Source organism: Pseudorhodobacter sp. (genome assembly GCF_030452865.1).
GTDB lineage: Bacteria > Pseudomonadota > Alphaproteobacteria > Rhodobacterales > Rhodobacteraceae > Pseudorhodobacter.
In genome coordinates this window covers 1-19,666 of record NZ_JAKDLJ010000019.1, presented here as the reverse complement: position 1 = coordinate 19,666, position 19,666 = coordinate 1, and the positions used below count along the sequence as shown (strand labels likewise).

Below are 19,666 nucleotides of genomic sequence, written 5' to 3'. Positions count from 1 at the left end.
AACAGATCCAAGCAGCACACGCGCGCAGGTTAACGGCGAATTCCGCTATTCCGGCTTTCGTCCAAAGTTCGCAACGCGGGCTGCAGAATACGGCGTGGCGGAGGAACTTGACGCAATCCTCAGGGTGCGGACATGACCCTGAACCTTAACCTTGTCATTTTCGCCGTTTTGCTCGTGCTCTTTATTGGGCTGGCACTATGCCTTCTCATTCATGCTGACCGCCAGCGCCGTCGTAACCTTGCGCGATTGCGCCGCATTCGGTCCGAGGTAGAAATTTACGGTGTCAAACTCGGCCGCACCAAATTGGATAAACACGCCAGCAAAAGCCTGTCCGGGCGCGTCCAGCGGCATTTGGCGCAGACGAACCTCAAGGTCAGCGTCGCAGAACTTCTTGTTCAAATATCGCTTGGCGTTCTGGGGCTCTATTCAATTTTGGTCCTGCTTTTGGGGATCTCCCCGTTTTTCGCAATTCCCGTCGCGGTCGGCATTCCCGTCGCAACAGTAGCGTTGTTCATCAAGATCGCCAAAGCCCGCTATCGCAATGCGTTCACAGAGCAGTTGCCCGAAGCACTTGATATTTTTGCCCGAGGATTGCGGGCAGGTCGCCCTGTGTCGGATTCGTTAGGTATTGTGGTGAACACTGCCAAAGGCGCGATCCATCGCGAGTTTTCCCGCTGCTACGATGAGATTTGCATGGGCACGACTTTACCCAAAACCCTGGCCCGGTTGGAGACGCGTATTCCGACAGCCGAAGTCAGCTTCTTTTCGGTTGCCACATCGTTGCAATCAGAAACCGGTGGCAATCTGATTGAGACAATGGAGGGGCTGGCAGGCCAATTGCGCGAACGCCGCAAGCTGCGCAAAAAGGCCCGTGCCTTGTCCTCTGAAGCCCGCGCCAGCGCAGTCATCCTCGCCGCACTGCCTTTTGCCGTCACCTTTGCCATCGCGCTGCTGAATGGCGCGTATCTTGAACCTTTATATGCGGACCCACGCGGACGCATGATGGCAATGGTGGCCGTGACAAGCATCGTTTTGGGCGTACTCATGATGATCAGAATGGGAAAGCTCGATGTCTGAAGCAATGATTCAAATTGTTTTCAGCCTCGTATTTGGCAGCCTTCTGCTGACGTTTCTTGCAGTCGGCGCCTTGCTCCGATTTGAACGTCAGCGCGGTTATTTGGCCGCCCGCCTAACACGCGCCAATGGTACTGGCCCCGCGCGCCGTGCGGCCAACTCTGCGTCACGGGGTGGAAGCCTGGCCCATGCGCGCGACCAACTGCGCCGTGTCATCGTGCGGATGGGCGAACGACTATCGGTGATCTTGGGAGGCGAGGCGCGCGATACTGCCGCCGATCTGTCATCAGCCGGATTTCGTAGTCGTGATGCCTTGCTGATCTATGCTTTTTTGAAAACCATTTTGCCACTCTTGGCCTTGGGTCTCGGTACGGTCTGGCTGTTTATGACCAAAACCGTCGGAATGGAGATGGTTCTGCCAGCGGCCACTGTCCTTGGTATCTCGTTGGGTTTGTCTAAAGGCGTCGATGGCTTTGTGGGCCAGCGGCGAAAAAAGAGATTGGCCAGCATCCGCCGCGGCTTTCCGGATATGCTTGAATTGCTTGTGATCTCCTCGGAGGCGGGCCTTGGGCCACAACCCGCGTTGCAGCGTGTTGCATTGGAACTTGCATCAACCAGTTCTGAACTTGCGCATGAGGTTCTGCAAATGGTGTCCGAGATGCGGATGACGAATGATCGGCGCAGTGCCTATGAAAAGTTGAATATACGCGTGCCTTTGCCAGAAATCGGTGTGTTCACCCAGACGCTGGATCAATCGGATACTTACGGCACACCATTTTCGCGGGCAATGCGCACTTTGATCGACGAACAACGCACCAACCGCCTGATCGCTGTTGAAGAAAAGGCGGCGCGGTTGCCTGTCATTATGACCCTGCCGCTCATCTTCTGCATCATGCCTGCCGTCTTTGTCGTTCTGATCGGGCCTGCCGTCCTGAGTATTTTTGACAATATTATTTCTGGAGGATGATCGGTATGGCCCATCCCTGCACCCGCTGTTTTGATCGTTTCCGGGGCGATCATTCCGGGGCTGTCGCGATTGAATTCATGCTGATCGCGCCAATTCTATTTGCCCTGTTGCTAGGGATTATCACCCTGGGCTATTTTGTGGGAATCAGCCATTCCGTCAGTCAACTGGCCACCGGGGCCGCCCGTGTCTCCGTGACCGGTCTTGATCAGGCCGAACGCGAAAGCTTGGCCGAGACATATCTTGCTCAGGCGGGGTCGCGCTATCCACTACTCGCGACCGATGCGCTGACCTCCACCGTTACGTTCGACGGCACCGATCCCGCAGGTATTACCGTTAAGGTGGTTTATTCCGTCGATGGATCGCTGCTCGACGTTGCGAACGGGTTTTTGGGTCTGGGGATCACCAACATAAATGGGAGCGCTTATCTTGCATATTGATCCGCTCACCCGCTTCACAAATGACGAGAACGGCGCTGTAGCGGTTATCGTCGCCTTGCTGCTGACCGTGCTTATGGGTTTTACCGCCCTTGGTGTTGATGTCGCCTGGCTTTACAAAGAGCGCGCGAATCTGCAATCCATTGGTGACCTGACGGCGGTCAGCGCCGTGGCAACACCGAATGACGCCACCCCTCGCGCCGATTATGTCTTGGCGCGGAATGGCAAAACGTCCCAAGCGCTGGAAACGCTGGAAACCGGACGCTTTCTGCGCAATCCGGAAATCCCGCCGCAAGATCGATTCAGTACCTTGCCCGCAGGCAGCGATGGTATCAACGCAGTGCGGCTTTCACTGCAAGATGATGCAGCCCTGCATTTTGCCCGCATCTTTTCAAATAAAACCTATGTCACGCTTGATCGCACGTCACTTGCGACCCGCACGGGCGCCGCAAGCTTTTCGCTCAGCAGCCATATATTGGAGATAGACGGAACAACGCTGAACAACGCCCTGACCCAGCGGTTTGGCGCGGCGGCAAGAATTGGCCTTGGCGATATGCAGATTCTGGCAGGCACATCCGTAAATCTGGGTGGCCTGCTTAAAACCCTTGATGCACAGACAGGCAGTCCATCGCGCAACCCTGCCAAAATTCTGAATGCGACAACTTCGGGTGGGAAACTGATCGCGGCCCTGCAAACGGTGTTGCCGTCGCAAGTCAGCAATGCCCTGAACGGGCTGCAAGCGGCAACGGGGTCTGCATCTTTTGACGTCGCATCTCTTATTGGCGGTATTGATACGGAACTTGGCTTGACCGCAACCGATTTTCTGGCAGAGATTGACATCTCCGCATTGGATGTAGTCCGCGCCCTTGTCGCGGCGAAAGCCATGGGGGAGGGCATCACAGTTGACGCAGAAATCAACGTGCCCGGCGTCATCAACGCCCAAACCAACCTCATCGCAGGTGAACCCCCAGCCCATTCTGGTCTGATCGCGTTGGGCGAAAAAGGGGTGCAATTGCACCGGGCCGCTGTGCGCCTGAAATCCGATGTCAAAATCGAACCGAACCTCTTGGGCAATCTTGGTATTGGCATTTCGGTCGCAAGCGTTTCGCTTCCACTCTATGTAGAAGCTGCAGGATCAACGGCCACATTGGAGCAACTCAGCTGCAACTTGCCGTCGCCCCAATCCGTCGCGGCCACCTTTTCTACAGCGGCCACCGCATTGCATCCAGCCAATGGCACCTCGGTAGCCGCGCTATATCTGGGAACTGTTCCAGCAGGGTCTGGCCCGATCAATCCGGCAGATCTGGGCTTTGCGGACTTGCTCGCGGTCAATATCGTCATCGCCTTGCCGTTGCTGCCGGCCATCAGGATCCCCGGCCTGACAATTCAGGCGCGGTCGCATGTGGCCGTTGGTGCCTCGCAGTCCGAGACGGTTGCCTTCACCAGCAACGACATAGCCAATGGCCAGACGACAAAGACATTTGGCTCTGGCAACCTTCTTTCAAATGCTGTGAATGGCCTGTTGTCGCCTGAAAACACAGAGTTGCGCGTCAAGCCGGGGCAGGATGGGCTTGTGTCTGGCCTTGCAGCGCCAATTGTCACCGCGTTGCTGAAGCTTCTACCGGAACGTCTACTTACAACGCTTACCCAACCTGTCGATGCAGTGCTTGACGCAACCCTTGCCAGCATCGGGGTGGAGTTGGGCGCGGGCGAGTTGACCCTTACACACCATCACTGCGAACCGATTCGGCTGGTAAGGTAATGGCTGAGACAATCATTAAAATGCAAAAGACCGGCCCGGATATGGGCTGACCTTGTTGGATCAATCACAGAGGAACTTACGCGGCAGAGCTATGGCGACCAACCAAAGGCAACATGTTGCGTGTCTGTCGTTGTTGGTTGGGCTCTTCAAGCTCAATCGCCATGGCGCAGACTTCGTCTGTAACAAAAGCGATCAATTGATAGCGAGAATCAAGCCCGGACTTGTGGTAAATTCGACCCAGTTGGGATTTCACGGTGGCAATTGCGCAGCCTCGCATTTCAGCAATTTCGCTGTTTGAAAAGCCTTTTACCACGAAGATAGCAACATCCGCCTCTGCCTGCGACAGTCCCCAAATCGAGGCGTTGCGCAAAATGACGGTTTCCTTTGCCGCAGGTTCACTTGCTCCGGGTGTCAGTCTTTCCTTGCGCTGACGGTCCAGGAAATTGTGCAACTGTGTAACACAGACATAAGCAACCATTGCGGTGAGTACGAAGAACAATGCGAACAGGCCTGATATCATCGGCAAATCTAGCGGAGCATCCGGCATTGTGATACGCAAAACCAAATAGGTTTTGACCGCAGCTATCGCAGTTACCATGAAGAATCCTGAAATCCATATACGCAACATCGTGGCAGTCCTACTCGTTCTAGTTTGGCCTTGTATCATTTTGGGAAACAATTGAGGCGTCAGTGTGGCGCAATCTGGGGTTGGTCAAATTCGACCTGTCATGCTTATGTGCCGCCCGCAGTGCTCGCTCAAGCCACCGCTGGCGTCGCGAACCCTGTACTGCAATCACCAATTTCAGATCGGTTCCCGGAGCGCGCGCCGCCGGAACAGCAGCGCCTGCAAGCCGAACTCGGATCGCGGCATTCGTTCCGAGAAGCTGCCCAGCTGATGGAAGTCTTCCTGCCCTGTGCGCCCCAGCCTAACACGACAGTCCGCAATCATTTGGGGCGCATTGCCGAGACGCTTGGATACAACTGGTCCGAAATTCCGCGACCACCTCTGGCCGCCGTCACCAGAGCCGCCGCCCTTCACGGCAGACTTTCCCTCTCGCAGTTCGCAGCATGACCACTAACTTTTGCCCACACCCTTTAGCGATGGTTACAAATAGATAAAGATGTCGGAAAAGGACAGCGCTTCAATGCCCGTCAGTGTGTCGATCCCCTCGGTTAAATGGCTGACGGTGGTTACATCGCCTGCTGTTGTGACAGTGTAGTGGCTGGCCACATCGCGATACAGCGCCACATCATAGCCCGAACCGCCGTTCAGTACGTCGTCGCCCACGCCGCCTTCCAGAGAGTCGTTGCCACTATGACCGAACAACGTGTCATTGCCATGCCCACCGCGCAGCGTGTCATCGCCTAGCCCGCCGAGCAGGATGTTGCGTCCATGATCGCCCGAAAGCCTGTCATTACCGTCGGACCCGGTGAGGTTTTCAATGGAATTATAACGATCGGAGTCTGGCCCGCCAATACCACGCGACAACGACGCAATCACGCGGGAATTCGAAAAGGCATAGGACACGGTATCTTGCCCACCGCCGCCAACGTAGCGGTCACGCCCATCGCTATCGTAAAATGTATCTTTGCCCCCGGCGCCAAAAAAGTCATCATCATCCGCGCTTCCGTAGAAGATATCGGCAAAGTTTGACCCCCTTACCTGCTCGATACCAAGATAGATGTGGTCAGCCGCCTGTCCCGCCAGCCCGCGCTGTTGGCCCAGGTCTACGGTCACTGCGGCCGTGGCATTGATATAAGTCACCATGTCGCGGCCAGTGGATCCGTCATAGGTATCAGCCCCATCCGTGGCGATGAACTGGTCATTTCCCGCCAGACCGCGCAGCCAATTGGCGTTTGCATCTCCGGTCAAAACGTCGTCATTACGGCTGCCCGTTATATTTTCGACATTACTGATCGGGATAGTATCCGGCTCCAGGGGTGCTGTGTCATCTTGCTGGCTGATAGCCTCAGCGTCTGAATGAGTGGATGAACCGATCATATCCACGCCAGCGCTGCCGTCGATGGAAGCTGAACCCAAACCGGCGTCGATAGAAGCTGAACCCAAACCCAAACCGGCATCGATCCTATCATCGCCGCCAACAGCATCGGTGGTTTGTTGGTCGGAAATCGGGGTATCGTCCAGAACAATAGCTACCGCACCGGTATCGACACTTCCCAACGGCAGGTGTTCATTTTCTGACAACGCAGGCGTTGCTGAACCCAAACCGGCATCGATCCTATCATCGCCGCCAACAGCATCGGTGGTTTGTTGGTCGGAAATCGGGGTATCGTCCAGAACAATAGCTACCGTGCCGGTATCGACACTTCCCAACGGCAGGTTTTCATTTCCTGACAACGCAGGCGTTTCGGCGCTTTCTTCCGATGGGTCAGGGCCGAACGCAGCTGAGGAGTTCAGGATGGAATACCCGCCGGAAGCGTCATAGGCAAAGAACCATAGACGCAGTTCACCATTCTCCACGATCGACGCAGGAGCAAGAATCTGCATCACATCGCCGGGGCAATCTGCGGGGGTCAAAAGGGGAGCCTGCGCGAATTCGAATGCCGCCCCGATGTGATCGGCAATTGCATGGCCGATTGAACGGTTTTCCCCTTGCAGCGCCGTATAGAACAGATGGACACGTTGATCCGGTCCGATCACCACAGATGGCTCCGCGATGCCATCGCTGGCCCAAGAGGGGGCGTCATTAGCGCTCAAGACGGGTTCGCTGCTCGGTGTCCATGTGATGCCATCGGGCGAGGTGGCAGAAAGCAGGCTCACACCGGTCGAGTCACTCTCGAAATAGTCGTGGCCGACGTAATACATGACATATCCGCCGTCATAGGCAAAGACAGTTGGGCTGAAGGCAGCATCTTCGTCGGCGCCACCTGCTACGGGTGCGATCACCGGACCGGGCGCGAAGGGTTCCACCGAGAAATCCGGGTTTACCTTGTAGGCAAAGATGGACGCATCAAGCCCGTTCGCCGCCGTCTCATCATATTCCGATACATACAGAACCAACTGACCGTCAATCATTGCCGCGGCTGCGGTCTCGAAACTTTGGGCGCCACACAGAACCGAGCCGCCCGCGTCGCCGGGTGCCATGATCCGCGTCCAGTTCTCACCGTCAACAGAACTTGCGACCGAAATTGCGGTCCTGACACCTTGGTAATCGAGATCGGTGTAGAACATCAGATATTCGCCATTCACGCGGATCACCGAAGGGTCCGATGCAATTGCATTACCGTGGAAAGCAACCGCCGGGGCGGAAAGAGACAGTTCAGCAACGGGCATGTCAGACCCCCTTGCCGATAGGAAACGATGCCATGACCACACGGTCATTGCGGATTCTCGAAGTTGTCATTCCTCAGCCCTCTGCGATGATTTGGGGCTTGACTGCCCGACGCAACGGAGGGTGCATTATTGAAAAGGCCACAACTGGGCGCTGATGTGGCATAACTGCGTTTATTACCTAAAGCTGATCTACTCAGCTTTAGAGTTGATTGTCGCGAAAATGGCGGTCACTTGGTGGGGAAGGCGCGGCACAAGCAGATTTGCTTTAGTTTCCCGACAGGAAAGCGCCCGAAAGGACGGTCATGGCCATGATGCGCAGGTCGAGCCATATGGTCCAATGATCGATATAAAGGTTGTCGAAAAGAACCCTGTTGGTCATCATTTCGATTGCCTCGCTCCGGTTGTCCGGTGTGCCGCGCAGCCCTTTTAACTGTGACAGCCCGGTAATGCCGGGACGAACCCTGACACGGTAATGCCATTCCGCAAGCGTGTCTTCGAAAGCCAGACCCTTATAGTGAAAATGGTCCGGCAGAGGTCTTGGGCCGACAATCGACATCTGGCCCGCAACGACGTTGAACAACTGCGGCAACTCGTCAAGGGATGTGCGCCGCAGGAAGCGCCCCAGGCGCGTGATCCGGGGGTCATCCTTGATTGTCAGGCGATCGCCGCGCTTGTCCGCACTCGCGGTATTCATCGAGCGAAACTTGAGCATTGGAAACAGAACCTGGTTCCTGCCGACGCGTGGCTGCGCAAAGAACACCGGACCACCGTCGTCAAGCTTGATCAACACCGCGACAAACGCCATCGGCAAAGCCAATGCCAACAAAGAAGCAAGCGATACGATCAAATCCACCCCGCGCTTCATCCCCTCACGCGCGCGCGACCGAAGTGGTCCACGCAGCATCACAACGCGACCCGGAAGCCCGGTTTTTGCATCGCGGATGGAATGCCATACCGGTACGTCGAATATCGCCAGTCGCCAAAAGAGTTTCAGCACAGACGCCGGATCATCAGGGTCGGTCACGATCAGGATATGATCGATCCGGTTATTTTTGACTTGCTCCGACAATGCCTCTGCCGCAAGGGATTCGTCGCCGGCCGACAGGACAGTGGCGGTCACCACCGATACAGTCCCGATCGGCAGGTTCGGCAGGCCACCAGCCAGCCCCGGTCCATGCTGCGAAAGTACCACCCCGATCCGGGCGCCGGGGGAGGGAATGATCCGCGACAATGCGTAAGTCACAAGCGCGCTGAAGCCAATTGCAAGCACAACGAAGCAACCAAGTGCCAGAGCCGGGGCCATGGTCGAGGAGAAGACAAGGATCAAAAACCATGGAAACAGCCCCATAATCGCCGATTCGATGACGCCGATCACCCGTTTTGGCACGTCGCCCATCCGGGCGGGATCAAACTCTTGCAACATGAACTGCGCCAACAGCAGGCAGACCGCAAAGGAAATCGGAGAAAACTCTGTTATTGGGTGTCCAAAGACGGCACCGCTGACCATGGCCGCAAGGTTCGTCGCGACAAGGATTAATGCCACCAAAACCAACTGTGGGACTAAAGTGATCGCCGCGCCCTTTGGCATATCTATTCCTTGGTCGCAGGGCTGCGGTGGCCAAAAATAGGCGTGACTGCGCTTAAGATAGCGAAGGAAACTTTGAATATGGTGCTTGCGGAGCGGGTTCTTGCCAGTCTGTGCAGAGTCGCGCTGATGATGATGCACGAAGCTCAATTCGGGGTAGACGAAGCATCCGACGCCTGAACGGGCAAGGCGGAGGCACAGATCCACATCCTCATAATACATGAAATAACCTTCGTCGAAGCCGCCGAGCGCCCGGAAGGTCGAAGCCCGGATCAGAATGAACGAGCCATAGACCCAATCGACCCGCGTAGGTCCGTCCTGCACCGTGTCTTCCAGCAAACTCTTGCGGTAAAAGCGCGGGCGCCAGCGCCAGCCGTCTGCCCGCAGACCGCGTGCCAGTGTGACTGCCATCGTCGGAAAATGTCGAAAGTTGCGCTGTTCGGTGAGGTCAGCGTTCAACAGCCGGGCCGCGACGACTCCGCGCGCCGTGTCTGCCTCCAGCCAGGCAATGGCCTCTGCAATACTGCCTTCGTGAAAGGCAGTGTCCGGGTTGAGCAGCAGCAGAATCCGACCACGCGCCCGCCCCGCCGCCTGGTTCATGTTGGCACCAAAGCCCATTGGCTTGTCGTTGCTCTGTACAACCAACCCCGGACGCGGGCCGCCAATCTGGTCCAGAAACCCGCCTTCGTTCCGGTTGTCCGTTACGATGATTTCATGTGCCAGCCCTTGCAGCGCACCGCCTTGAAGTGACTCCAGACATTGGCGCACCAGTTCGCCATGGCCGTGACTGACGATCAGTATCGACAGATCTATCTGTAGATCCTGATCGCTTTTCATATCGTGAAGTTGCGAGGTCACGGCAAATGCTCGGCAATAAGGGCAAGTTTGCGGTCGATCCGGACTGCCCAGTCATGGGCGTCCATCGCAGCGCTACGTTCGGCGCCGGTCCGGGGCGACGCGAGTTGTGCTTCGCAAGCGGCGACGAAATCTTCGGCGGTGGCGGCGATTTTGACCCATTCGGGCAACCTTCGCGCCACGGGAACATCGGTCCCGACGACGGGAAGTCCCGCTGAAAGATATTCGTAACACTTCAGGGCGTCACCATTGCGCGTGATGTCGTTGAGTGGAAACGGCATGAATCCCACATCCATGCCCTTCATAAAGCCCGGCAAATCGCGATAGGGTTGCGGGCCGAGAATATGCACGTTGGGAAGGTCGGCAAAAATCGAAACATCGAAACCGAACCAGACATAGCCGACAAAAGCAAAGGACCAGTCGGGGCGCAAGCGCGCCATCCGGGAAATGAGGTCCACGTCCATCTTCCAGGGGTCCATACCGCCGAAATAGCCGATCACAGGATGCGGAAGTGCCGCGATCGAAGGGGCAACGGGTGTCGCATCGGACAAGGCCTTGCGAAAGAACGCAACATCGGCGCCACAGTTCACTTCATAGGTCTGCGGGTTGTGTACGCGGCGCGGGGCGCAAAGCTCCTCGGTCACCGCTATGACCAGATCGGCAGTGGCGCAGGTTTCGCGTTCAAGCTGGCGCACCGTGCGGCGCTGTGCATCGGTTCGGGCCAGCGCCGCATCGTCATCGCCACATTCGTAGATCTTCAACGCGGCGGGAATGCTGCGCAACAACACACCGGAGTTGTACATAAAACTCCACAGACAGATGCGCCCGAAGCCCAGCCGGGCCACCATGCGGCGCACTATGACTGCCAGAACGCGACTGCTGATCCGTGCCGCTATCGCGTTGCGCGACTGGCCGGGAAGCGCAAGTGGCGGCGGACGATAGACCCAAATATTCGGTTCGACCTCTCGCAACCCCCAAGAGGTCTGGACCTCGCGTTTTTGGATTCGGGCCATCCGCAGCACGGATGACACGGATTCAAATGGCTCAATGACCAAAACCCGGTGGCCGCGCTGCGCAAGCCCCCGTATCGTGTAATCGGCAACAGAAGTGACTACACCCCAATTCGACACGGCAATGCAGACAAAATCGAGCGTTTTCGGATCTATCGCAGGAAAGGGTTTGGGAAGATCATCCGCTAAGACGCCGCGCCTGTCTTGCTTCATCCGGCAGTTCCCGTTCGGTCCATTGTCACGATCCCGTAGTAGCTAAGACTGCCGCTTCCCGGTATCCGTCCCAGCGCCCGATCAATCGCGGTCAGCCCTGCCTGCGCAATGCCTCCCTGAAGAAAGGGAAGATAGCCGCCCATGCGCAGGAAAACGATCTGAGGAAACTCCAATCCCAACGGGCCGTCGAAGTTCTTTCGCAGCATAGCGATCCTTTTGCGGGTCAACGGGTATTCATCGTCGCTCGATGCTTTTTCGATGCCGAACTTACCGGGAAGCACCGCCCTCGCAGCCATCAGCGCGCCGTTGAGGCCCATTGTTTCGATGAACGCCGACTTTGCCCCCGGCTTGAGAACGCGCGTCAGTTCCTTTGCCACCTTCGCAAGATTCAAGTGATGCAGAACGAAACAACCGGCAACCGCATCAAGGCTTTCGGATTCAACCTCCAACGCCTCACAATCCATGACTTTGAACGTGCAGCGGTCTGCGACGTTGGACAGTGCCGCCCGCCTGTTGCAGGTTTCGATTGATCGGGGAGAGATGTCGCAACCGAGTACTTCGGCCCCGTTATGTGCAAGATAGGTCGACAGAAAACCCTGACCGCAGCCGATGTCCAGCACACGCATACCGGGTCTTATCTGCAAATGCTGACGCATGGCTTGCAGGTAATCCTTGAAGCCGAGCCCTGCCAGCCAGGGCGTCATTCGATCATAACTTTCGTTTGGGTACACCCGAAGTTCCGCATCGGTAAGCGGCGTCTTCTGGGCAACATTATCCCAAAAATGAGCCTCCCGGACTTGGACCGTTTCTCCAGTTTCCATTGGTTTATCCTCAAATTTCGGTCAAAAAATTAGATCAAAAATTCAGCGGGTCGCAGAAATCGCTTCCTCTACATTACCGGTAGCTTCACCGATCTTGAGGGCACCTTTCGTGTTGGCCCCAAGATACCAGACCCGCAGGTTCTCGCCGTCCAGCATCACCGCAGGCGCAAGCACCTGATGTGCGTCCTGCTCGCTGCCTTGACCCGGAACGATCAGCGGCTTTGACCCGAAAGCCCAAGGTCCGGTGGGGCTTGGCCCAGTGGCGACACCGATGGCGCGCTTCTCTCCGTCAAGGCCTGTGTAGAATAACAGATAATCGTCTTTCCCACGCTTGATCAGATAAGGTTCGGCAAGTCCGTCACGCCGCCAGTCATCAAACTGACCGGGCCGGGCGACCGGTTCCGGCGATTTTGTCCAGTTGCGGCCGTCGGGTGAGGATGCGTGCAGCAGATAAACACCGCCGGCACCGATTTTGGAAAAATCGGTGTAGGAGTGGCCGACATAGATCATGTGATACAGTCCGCCATCCCGCAGGATCGTCGGGCTGTAGATCGCGTCATTGTCGTACCAACCTTTTGTCGGCTCCATCACCGGCGCATCGCTGGCGCGGGTAAAATTCTTGCCATCGGTCGAAGTCGCAAGACCAAGTGCAGCGGGAAAGCCTTTCATCGGGGTGCCCTTGTCGCGGTAACCGGAATAGAAAAGCAGATAACCGCCGTCGCCTTCTGTCACGGCAGCGGATTCAATGTTCTCATCCCATGCGCCGTCTTTCCCGGCGATCACAAGCCCCTTGATCCCGTCCGCTTCACCTTGCGGCTGCCAGTTCACTCCGTCGGTCGACTCGGCCCTCGCGATGACAGTCCGCTCTTTCGACATATCGAGGTCGGTGTAGAACATCTCCATATCCGAGCCATTTTTACGAATACTGGGGTCAGAGGCGATAATCGTCCCACTGTAAAAACGCCCCGACTTGTGCATTGCGCCGCTTTGAACCGGGACAGTGGCATCATCGGATGCAGGGTCTGCAACACCCTCCTCGCGGCAACCCGACGCGAGCAGCACGAACATTGCTCCGAAACCGAGCACCACCAAAAACAATAACTTTGTCCGAACTGCGGCGATGGTCAACACAGCCTCCCAATGAAACCCGGTGAAAATAAAGACCGGCTTGAACTAATGATATTAACGATATAGCATTTCTTGCGTAGTTCAATGATTTTTGGTTGCCGCCTTTCTTTTGACACCATCCCATTTTTTACGACATCCGGTGGGGCCGCAATTGTCAGACAAGGTTTCCCATGACCCAACTTCCGTTGAGGGACATTCCTGTAGTCATCCTGTGCGGGGGTGAAGGCTCGCGCTTTGGCCAGATGACGCAGGATACACCAAAGCCCCTGCTGCCGATCGGCCCTGAACCCATTTTGATGCACATCATGCGAATCTATGCGCTGCACGGGTTTCGCAAGTTTATTTTGTGCCTTGGGTATAAGGGAATGATGATAAAAGATTATTTTCTGGACAGGGACTTGCGCCTGCGCGATTTTACGCTGAATCTCACAAATGGTTCGAGGCAGTTCATGGGCCAAAGCGAACCATTGGATTGGGATATCACCTTTGCCGAAACCGGCGCCAATTCCCAAACCGGGGCGCGGATGCGTCGTATTGCAAAGCATGTAGACGCGCCGCTGTTCTGTGCCACTTACGGGGATGGCGTTGCCAATATAGACCTGACTGATCTTGTCAGGTTTCATGTGAGTCACGGAAAGATCGGAACGCTTACCGGTGTTCGCACCCGCTCACAGTTCGGAGAATTGCGCTGCGAGGGCGACTCGGTCCGGGCCTTCGTGGAAAAGCCTCCGATGGAGAATCTGGTGAACGGTGGGTTCTTCGTTTTCAACAGGGAGTTTCTGGATCGAATCGATGATGACCCAGATTGCATTCTGGAACGCGAGCCGATGGTGGGACTTGCGGCGGAGGGACAGTTGAAGGTCTATGATCACGCCGGATACTGGCAGTGTATGGACACCTTCAAGGATTACCGCGCTCTCAACGAGATGTTCGATGCAGGTGACATCCCATGGAAATCCGCAGGGCCACAGGGATGACTTGCCTGATTACCGGCGCATCGGGTTTCATCGGAAGTTGGCTGGCGGAGGCGCTTACGGCGTCTGGCGTGCCAGTGGTCGCGCAGATGCGTGGTGCGCCGTCCGCGCTTTTCACCCGGTTGGTGGCTGAGAGAGACATCACAATCCACAGCGACGCGGATATCGCAGCAGCAATCGGCAAGCACCAACCGACCACGGTGTTCCATCTTGCGGGGATGAGCCAGATCGCGCAGGCCAACCAGAACCCGGTTCTGGCCTATGAAGCGAATGCACGGGCCGCCTGGACAATGCTGGACGCCCTTCGGCGGATGCCGGAACCGGCGCGCTGCGTCATCGCCTCAACCGATAGTCTTTATGGCGAAACCGGCGGCAAGGCCGCGGTGGAGGGCGATCCTGTGCATGCGACCGGCCCCTATGAGACGAGCAAGCATATGGCCGAACTGGCGGCGCGCAGCTTTGCGGCAATCTACGGGATGCCCGTCACCATTGCCCGGCTGGGCAATGTTTACGGGCCCGGCGATGCCAATGGCGCGCGGATTATCCCATCGGTGCTGGCTGCACTGTCCGCAGGCTCAGTGCCGCAATTGCGCGGTGGTGGGCGCGCGGTCCGCAGCTTGCTGCATGTTCAGGATTGCATCAGCGGTCTGCGAATGCTGGCAGACGCAGCCGACCGCCCCGATGTGCGGGGTGAGGCGTTCAACCTGTCAGGAACACCCGCATTCACAACTGCCGAAATTGCCCGTTTTGCACTGGATGCCTTTGGCCAGCCCGATGCGCAGCCTACCATCACCGACGATGCACCCGGCGAAACCTCGGTCAAGTTTTCCGACAGTTCCAAACTTCAGGAAAGGCTTGGCTGGATGCCGGAATGGACGCTTGAAGCAGGGCTCCGCGACATCCGCGAAACATGGGAATCCTTCCGATGACCCTGAGCCTTGATGCGACTTATGCTGGCGCCCGTGTTTTGGTTACCGGCCATACAGGCTTCAAGGGCAGTTGGCTTTCACTCTGGCTGACCCAGATGGGAGCTGAGGTTTCGGGCTTCAGCCGCGACGTTTCAACCGAACCTGCCGCGTTCAATCTGATGCGTCTGGGCAATACGATCTCGGACCAGCGCGGCGAGATCGCAGACCCGGACGCGGTACTCGCCGCCGTTCGCGCCGCCGCGCCGACGATCATTTTCCACCTCGCGGCGCAACCAATCGTCCGGGCAGGCTTCAGCGACCCAATCGCCACCTTTCAGGCCAACGTGATGGGCACCGCCACCGTGTTGGAGGCGGCACGCAAAACCGCCTCGGTCAGGGCGGTGGTGGTTGTAACGTCGGACAAGGTTTACAGCAACGCAGGGTCGGCATGGCCATTTCGGGAAACCGACGGGTTGGGTGGTCATGAACCTTATGGTGCCAGCAAAGCCGCCGCTGAGATTGTGACCGATGTGTATCGCGCCGCGTCATTCCACCGGGCTGCGGGGTCAACGAATATTGCTGCAATTGCTTCGGTCCGCGCCGGTAATGTTATCGGAGGCGGTGACTGGGCGGCGAACCGCCTGATCCCTGATTTCGTGCGGGCACTGTCAGAGCAACGCCGCCAGATCATCCGGCAACCACGCGCAACCCGACCGTGGCAGCATGTGTTGGAGCCGTTGGGCGGGTATCTTATGACCGGTGCGGCCCTGTTGTCGAAAATGCCGGACCTTCCCCCCGCGTTGAATTTTGGCCCGACCGAGGCCGCGATGCCGGATGTCGAGACAGTGGCCCGCGACTTCCTGAAGGCGATGGGGGGGCCCCCCGATCTGATCGAAATCCGCCCGGACCCGCACAGCGGCGAGGCCGCGACGTTGCGGGTGGATTCAAGCCTTGCGATGCGATGTCTGGACTGGCGGCCGGCCTGGAGTGTCGATCAGGCCGTGGCCGAGACGGCTGCATGGTATCGCGACTGGATCGGCGGATCGGCGGATATGCGCGCGGTCAGCCTTGCGCAGTTGTCGGCCTATCGCGCTGATACCAATGTTGTCGCCCTTCGACAGGCTTGATGGCTCCGCCCTGCGTTGAATGCCAACCAGAACCAGCAAGCGGCGGGAACGCTTGCGTTTTCTGATGATCGGCCGCAGCAGAACATAATCGCGCCACCCTAGTCACGTCTGGTCCCGAAGCCGAACACCGCGCGCGCCGCGCGGTTGCGCAGTACCGCGAGCGGTTCCGCCGAAAGTGCCCGGATCTCATCCAGTGCGGCGATGACTTGTGCGCAAGGCGTACGGTCGGTTTCGGTCACCAGGACGACATTTCCAAAAAGGGTGATCAGCCGTTTGGCTTCAATCGAGTCGGTGACTGGCGGAACATCCCAGATCACGACATCGTAGCTTTCCAGCGCCCTTGCCTGTAACAACGAAAGATCCTGATCCGAAGGCAAGGTCGCCCTGCCACCCGCTCCGATTGGCAGCAGATCGTACCCAGCCGCAATCGGCTTGATCAACCCAATCAGGTCGGGGTCGGACACTTGAAACTGGCGCAGGCCCCGCCCGCTGCCGGACGCAAGGGTTTCGCTAAGCCCATTGGATGAGGGGGATGCGTCAATCACCAATACGCGCGAAGAACCGATCCGCAGAGCCGCCCCGCCCAAGGAGAATGCGATGGTTGACACTCCTTCACCGCCGCCGCAGCCGGTCACGATCAGGGAAGGCAACGTCGCTGCGGCGTGGCGCAGATCGAGCCAAAGCTGCGCACAGGCATCTTGCAATTTGTCATTGGTCAGGGGACGCCCCCCGCTCCGGCGGTTTCCCATGTTCAGGTGCCCCCGGATTGCCGCGGCAGAGTGCGCGGGTGGCGAACTTCAGGCAGCGCGCGAACCAGTAGGCGGCCACCTGTCAGCTTGATCAGATCGGCCTCATTGCGCACACGCGGCATCAGTGCATCAAGCAGCAATGCCAGCCCCGCCATGAATATCAGGCTGCCGATTGCCGCAATCATCAGGATACGCATCGGGCGTGGGCGAACCGGCGCTATGCCAGCGCGTGGTTCGGCGAACACCGTAAGGTTGGAAATCCGGGCATTCGACAAATCTGCGGCAATTCGTGTATCATCCCGTCCGCGGCGGAAACGGTCTTCACTGCTGCGCAGTTGCGCTATTTCCCGCTCGGCACGGGCAAGCCCAACGGACGCCTGATCAAGTTCGGATAGCCGCGCTTCGACCGTAAGGCGTTCGGTTTGAAGTGTCGTCAGCCGCTCTCGCAAGGTTTTATGTTCAACCTCTGCATTGGCGCGCTGCGCGACAAGTGATTCCCGCAGCGGATTGGCGATGCTGATCACTTCGCCGGTAACGCGCGCAGGCTCTTTTGCCACCATATCGCCCAGCAAAACCAGTTGCTCCTCAAGGTTCTGGGCTTGGGTTGTGCGCGACCCGCTGGTGCGGCGCTCCGTCTCCAGTTTGAGTTGGACATCGACGCGTCGCAGCGCCAGTTCGCTTCGCATCGGATTGGCAAGATCAGCGACAGAACTTTGCTGACGTTCGGGCAGCGTGCCGAGTTGCGTGTCAATCGCCGCAATCCGGGTCGTGAGGGCGGCGAGCTCCATCGAAGTATCTGCGATCATCTGCACCAGGGTTTCACGACGGGTCACGACGATGTTGCGCTGGTCATCGACCGACCAAGCCTGTAGCCGGTCGCGTGCGACACGATGGTCTTCTTCGGCCAAAGCCAGATCGTTGCTCAACACGGCAAGGCGCTGGTCGAAGTAATCTGGCGCGCGCGTGTCAGAGAAAATCCGTTCACGATGCGCCTGATAGGCTTTCAGAAAAGCGTTCAGCACCACTTCGCCCGCTGCTCCGTCAGGATATGACAGGGAAATCTCGATAATGTCAGATCGCGTGACCGGATTTATTTCAATCGCGCTTTGCAGCAAAAGCTGAATCAAATCGAGTTTTGAAAGTTTGGGCAGCAAGCCGATTTTAACCAGGCCTGTCCGAACCGTATCCTTGACGTTTCTGACAGCATGCGAAACCGTTCGCTTGAGCTTTTGTATCAAGGTTACCGGAGGGTCTTCGCCAAAGAAGAAATTTTCGCCCAAGGTGACTGCGACATCATGGATCAATGCAGGATCCTTGAGGATCTGCACTTCAGCGTTCACATCCTCAAGCCGGGTGGAAATGGTTGCCGTCTGTTGATTGGATTGAAGCGAAGCAGTGGCAGGCGCTGCAAGTTCAATCCCCGGTCGCAGCATCAGTTGCGCGCCGATCTGATACGTCGGATCTGTCAGGCTCAGATAGACGAAAGCGGCCAGAACGGCGACCACAGGGGCCAGAATCAGAAGCCTCAGGTTTGCACCCAAGACCGCGAGAATCCGCAATGCATCTGGAGGGGTCCAGATGACCTGGCGTTTGGCCGACACATCCACCGGATCGGCGTCGCTGTTGTCCGGTTCGTCCAGAAGAACATTCCGGGTCATGGCGTTCCCCCGGCGGATAAGAAAAGGAAGTCGGGGCAATCGCGGGTGATCCGGCCGACCTGAACGAAATCGCCCGGTGCAACCGCGCTGAGCGCATTGGCTTCAATCACATGTGGCCCGGCGGTCGTCCTATTTCGCAGGATCACCGCGCGGCAGTCGCTTGGCTGGGCACCACCCGACACGCTGCTTTCACCCGCCGACTCCAAAGTGGCTGACAGCGTAGCGATGGAGTCCTGCGCTTCCAGTATGTCGAACTGGGTCTGGATCAGCTCGTTAACCGTTTCCAGCCGCACCTGAATGTCATAGGCCGATTGTTCTTCTGCCAAAACGCTCTGATTGGTAAGCGTCTGCGCAAGTCGCGCACGCGCTTCACCGACGCGGCCCTCGATATCGACAAAATCGCGGCGCAATTCCAGAATACGCGCTCCGCTGAGGGTTCCGTTCTCGAACAAGGGTTCCAGCTTTTTGAGGTTGTCGCGTACCAGAACGAGTTGCCTTGACAGCGAATCCGCGATGGCCTGTTGCGCTTCCACATCTTCGGTGCCGACGCGCCTGGTCGCATCAATCCGGCGCACCGTCAGCGCACGGGTTTCGGCGCGCAACTGGCCCAAGTCGCGTTCGCGCCGCTGCAAGATATCCGCCTGCTGATTGCCGACAAGGCCGGCTACGCTTTCGGGCAGGCTATTGAACGCAACGCCATCCAATTCTGCGCTCAGTCGGGTCTGCCGCGCGATTGCCCGACCCAAGCGCAATTCGGCCTGCAACAGCCGCTCCTTTTCCTGATTGATCTGGATGCGCTCACTCAGATCCCCGATCCGGGTCGCGCCACCGGGCCCACCTGCAAGGGTCACTGCCTCGATCAGCGACAGGTGGTTGCGAAACGGCACCTCGCCCGGCCGTAACACAGCCCCCCCCACGATAACCGGTCGCCAGCTTTGCACGGAGACACTCGGCACGACATCCGACTGACCCAGCTTTTGCAACATGGCAGCACCGATCAAGGTGCGCGCCTGATCGAGGCTGAGAATTCCCTCAATCCGGCCCAACCCCGGCAGATCAATGCTGCCCCCCGGACCAATCGGCCAGGTGTTTGTCAACTCCGGTTG

Annotated in this window: 14 protein-coding genes and 3 pseudogenes; 8 read left to right on the top strand and 9 right to left on the bottom strand. The window is 57.6% G+C overall.

The window, feature by feature from the left end; translation table 11 throughout:
* Positions 1-132: 132 nt before the first annotated feature.
* From L0H65_RS02555 to L0H65_RS02540, 4 genes are read left to right on the top strand one after another with little or no spacing between them, the layout of a single operon-like run.
* Positions 133-1,077, top strand: a complete 945-nt coding sequence (locus L0H65_RS02555) for a type II secretion system F family protein (RefSeq protein ID WP_301457192.1) — start codon at positions 133-135, stop codon at positions 1,075-1,077.
* Positions 1,070-2,041 (top strand): type II secretion system F family protein, encoded by a 972-nt coding sequence (locus tag L0H65_RS02550; RefSeq protein ID WP_301457190.1) that lies wholly within the window; start codon positions 1,070-1,072, stop codon positions 2,039-2,041. The genes L0H65_RS02555 and L0H65_RS02550 overlap by 8 nt, the downstream gene beginning before the upstream one ends.
* A 5-nt stretch (positions 2,042-2,046) precedes the next feature.
* Positions 2,047-2,478, top strand: a complete 432-nt coding sequence (locus L0H65_RS02545) for a TadE/TadG family type IV pilus assembly protein (RefSeq protein WP_301457188.1) — start codon at positions 2,047-2,049, stop codon at positions 2,476-2,478.
* Positions 2,453-4,237 (top strand): pilus assembly protein TadG-related protein, encoded by a 1,785-nt coding sequence (locus L0H65_RS02540; RefSeq protein WP_301457187.1) that lies wholly within the window; start codon positions 2,453-2,455, stop codon positions 4,235-4,237. Before L0H65_RS02545 ends, L0H65_RS02540 begins: the two co-directional genes overlap by 26 nt.
* Before the next feature lie 76 nt (positions 4,238-4,313).
* Here the strand turns inward: L0H65_RS02540 and L0H65_RS02535 are convergent, their stop codons facing one another.
* Positions 4,314-4,835 (bottom strand): helix-turn-helix transcriptional regulator, encoded by a 522-nt coding sequence (locus tag L0H65_RS02535; protein ID WP_301457186.1) that lies wholly within the window; start codon positions 4,833-4,835, stop codon positions 4,314-4,316.
* A gap of 183 nt (positions 4,836-5,018) precedes the next feature.
* On the opposite strand from L0H65_RS02535, the pseudogene L0H65_RS02530 reads away from it, so the two are divergent.
* A pseudogene (locus L0H65_RS02530) lies at positions 5,019-5,216 on the top strand (ISKra4 family transposase); the annotation flags it as partial.
* Positions 5,217-5,342: 126 nt separating this feature from the next.
* On the opposite strand, the gene L0H65_RS02525 reads toward L0H65_RS02530, so the two are convergent.
* The 5 genes and pseudogenes from L0H65_RS02525 to L0H65_RS02505 form a co-directional block, all read right to left on the bottom strand.
* Positions 5,343-7,532, bottom strand: coding sequence for a hypothetical protein (locus L0H65_RS02525; RefSeq protein WP_301457185.1), 2,190 nt, complete (start codon positions 7,530-7,532; stop codon positions 5,343-5,345).
* A gap of 265 nt (positions 7,533-7,797) precedes the next feature.
* Positions 7,798-9,975, bottom strand: coding sequence for a sugar transferase (locus tag L0H65_RS02520; RefSeq protein ID WP_301457184.1), 2,178 nt, complete (start codon positions 9,973-9,975; stop codon positions 7,798-7,800).
* Positions 9,972-11,195 (bottom strand): glycosyltransferase, encoded by a 1,224-nt coding sequence (locus L0H65_RS02515; protein WP_301457183.1) that lies wholly within the window; start codon positions 11,193-11,195, stop codon positions 9,972-9,974. Before L0H65_RS02515 ends, L0H65_RS02520 begins: the two co-directional genes overlap by 4 nt.
* A gap of 326 nt (positions 11,196-11,521) precedes the next feature.
* Positions 11,522-11,899 (bottom strand): annotated as a pseudogene (locus tag L0H65_RS19780) (class I SAM-dependent methyltransferase); the annotation flags it as partial.
* Between the two features lie 159 nt (positions 11,900-12,058).
* A complete protein-coding gene (locus L0H65_RS02505) occupies positions 12,059-13,144 on the bottom strand; it encodes a hypothetical protein (protein WP_301457181.1) in 1,086 nt (361 codons plus the stop codon).
* Between the two features lie 170 nt (positions 13,145-13,314).
* On the opposite strand from L0H65_RS02505, the gene L0H65_RS02500 reads away from it, so the two are divergent.
* From L0H65_RS02500 to rfbG, 3 genes are read left to right on the top strand one after another with little or no spacing between them, the layout of a single operon-like run.
* Complete coding sequence (locus tag L0H65_RS02500; protein ID WP_301457180.1) at positions 13,315-14,121, top strand: sugar phosphate nucleotidyltransferase; 807 nt, start codon at positions 13,315-13,317, stop codon at positions 14,119-14,121.
* Positions 14,094-15,047, top strand: coding sequence for an NAD(P)-dependent oxidoreductase (locus tag L0H65_RS02495; RefSeq protein ID WP_301457179.1), 954 nt, complete (start codon positions 14,094-14,096; stop codon positions 15,045-15,047). The genes L0H65_RS02500 and L0H65_RS02495 overlap by 28 nt, the downstream gene beginning before the upstream one ends.
* Complete coding sequence (gene rfbG / locus L0H65_RS02490) at positions 15,044-16,153, top strand: CDP-glucose 4,6-dehydratase (RefSeq protein WP_301457178.1); 1,110 nt, start codon at positions 15,044-15,046, stop codon at positions 16,151-16,153. Before L0H65_RS02495 ends, rfbG begins: the two co-directional genes overlap by 4 nt.
* A gap of 98 nt (positions 16,154-16,251) precedes the next feature.
* Here rfbG and L0H65_RS02485 read toward each other — a convergent pair whose 3' ends face one another.
* The 3 genes and pseudogenes from L0H65_RS02485 to L0H65_RS02475 all read right to left on the bottom strand — a co-directional run.
* A complete protein-coding gene (locus tag L0H65_RS02485; protein ID WP_301457177.1) occupies positions 16,252-16,902 on the bottom strand; it encodes a cellulose synthase operon protein YhjQ/BcsQ in 651 nt (216 codons plus the stop codon).
* Between the two features lie 2 nt (positions 16,903-16,904).
* Positions 16,905-18,560 (bottom strand): hypothetical protein, encoded by a 1,656-nt coding sequence (locus L0H65_RS02480; RefSeq protein ID WP_301457176.1) that lies wholly within the window; start codon positions 18,558-18,560, stop codon positions 16,905-16,907.
* Positions 18,557-19,666 (bottom strand): annotated as a pseudogene (locus L0H65_RS02475) (hypothetical protein); the annotation flags it as partial. The gene L0H65_RS02480 and the pseudogene L0H65_RS02475, both read right to left, overlap by 4 nt.

What these genes read in the sequence shown, in the direction of transcription:
- L0H65_RS02535 (WP_301457186.1), bottom strand. Translation starts at nt 4,835, where the DNA reads ATGGTAACTGCGATAGCTGCGGTCAAAACCTATTTGGTTTTGCGTATC.
- L0H65_RS02540 (WP_301457187.1), top strand. Translation starts at nt 2,453, where the DNA reads ATGGGAGCGCTTATCTTGCATATTGATCCGCTCACCCGCTTCACAAAT.
- L0H65_RS02485 (WP_301457177.1), bottom strand. Translation starts at nt 16,902, where the DNA reads ATGGGAAACCGCCGGAGCGGGGGGCGTCCCCTGACCAATGACAAATTG.
- L0H65_RS02550 (WP_301457190.1), top strand. Translation starts at nt 1,070, where the DNA reads ATGTCTGAAGCAATGATTCAAATTGTTTTCAGCCTCGTATTTGGCAGC.
- L0H65_RS02545 (WP_301457188.1), top strand. Translation starts at nt 2,047, where the DNA reads ATGGCCCATCCCTGCACCCGCTGTTTTGATCGTTTCCGGGGCGATCAT.
- L0H65_RS02525 (WP_301457185.1), bottom strand. Translation starts at nt 7,532, where the DNA reads ATGCCCGTTGCTGAACTGTCTCTTTCCGCCCCGGCGGTTGCTTTCCAC.
- rfbG (WP_301457178.1), top strand. Translation starts at nt 15,044, where the DNA reads ATGACCCTGAGCCTTGATGCGACTTATGCTGGCGCCCGTGTTTTGGTT.
- L0H65_RS02515 (WP_301457183.1), bottom strand. Translation starts at nt 11,195, where the DNA reads ATGAAGCAAGACAGGCGCGGCGTCTTAGCGGATGATCTTCCCAAACCC.
- L0H65_RS02495 (WP_301457179.1), top strand. Translation starts at nt 14,094, where the DNA reads ATGGAAATCCGCAGGGCCACAGGGATGACTTGCCTGATTACCGGCGCA.
- L0H65_RS02555 (WP_301457192.1), top strand. Translation starts at nt 133, where the DNA reads ATGACCCTGAACCTTAACCTTGTCATTTTCGCCGTTTTGCTCGTGCTC.
- L0H65_RS02480 (WP_301457176.1), bottom strand. Translation starts at nt 18,560, where the DNA reads ATGACCCGGAATGTTCTTCTGGACGAACCGGACAACAGCGACGCCGAT.
- L0H65_RS02500 (WP_301457180.1), top strand. Translation starts at nt 13,315, where the DNA reads ATGACCCAACTTCCGTTGAGGGACATTCCTGTAGTCATCCTGTGCGGG.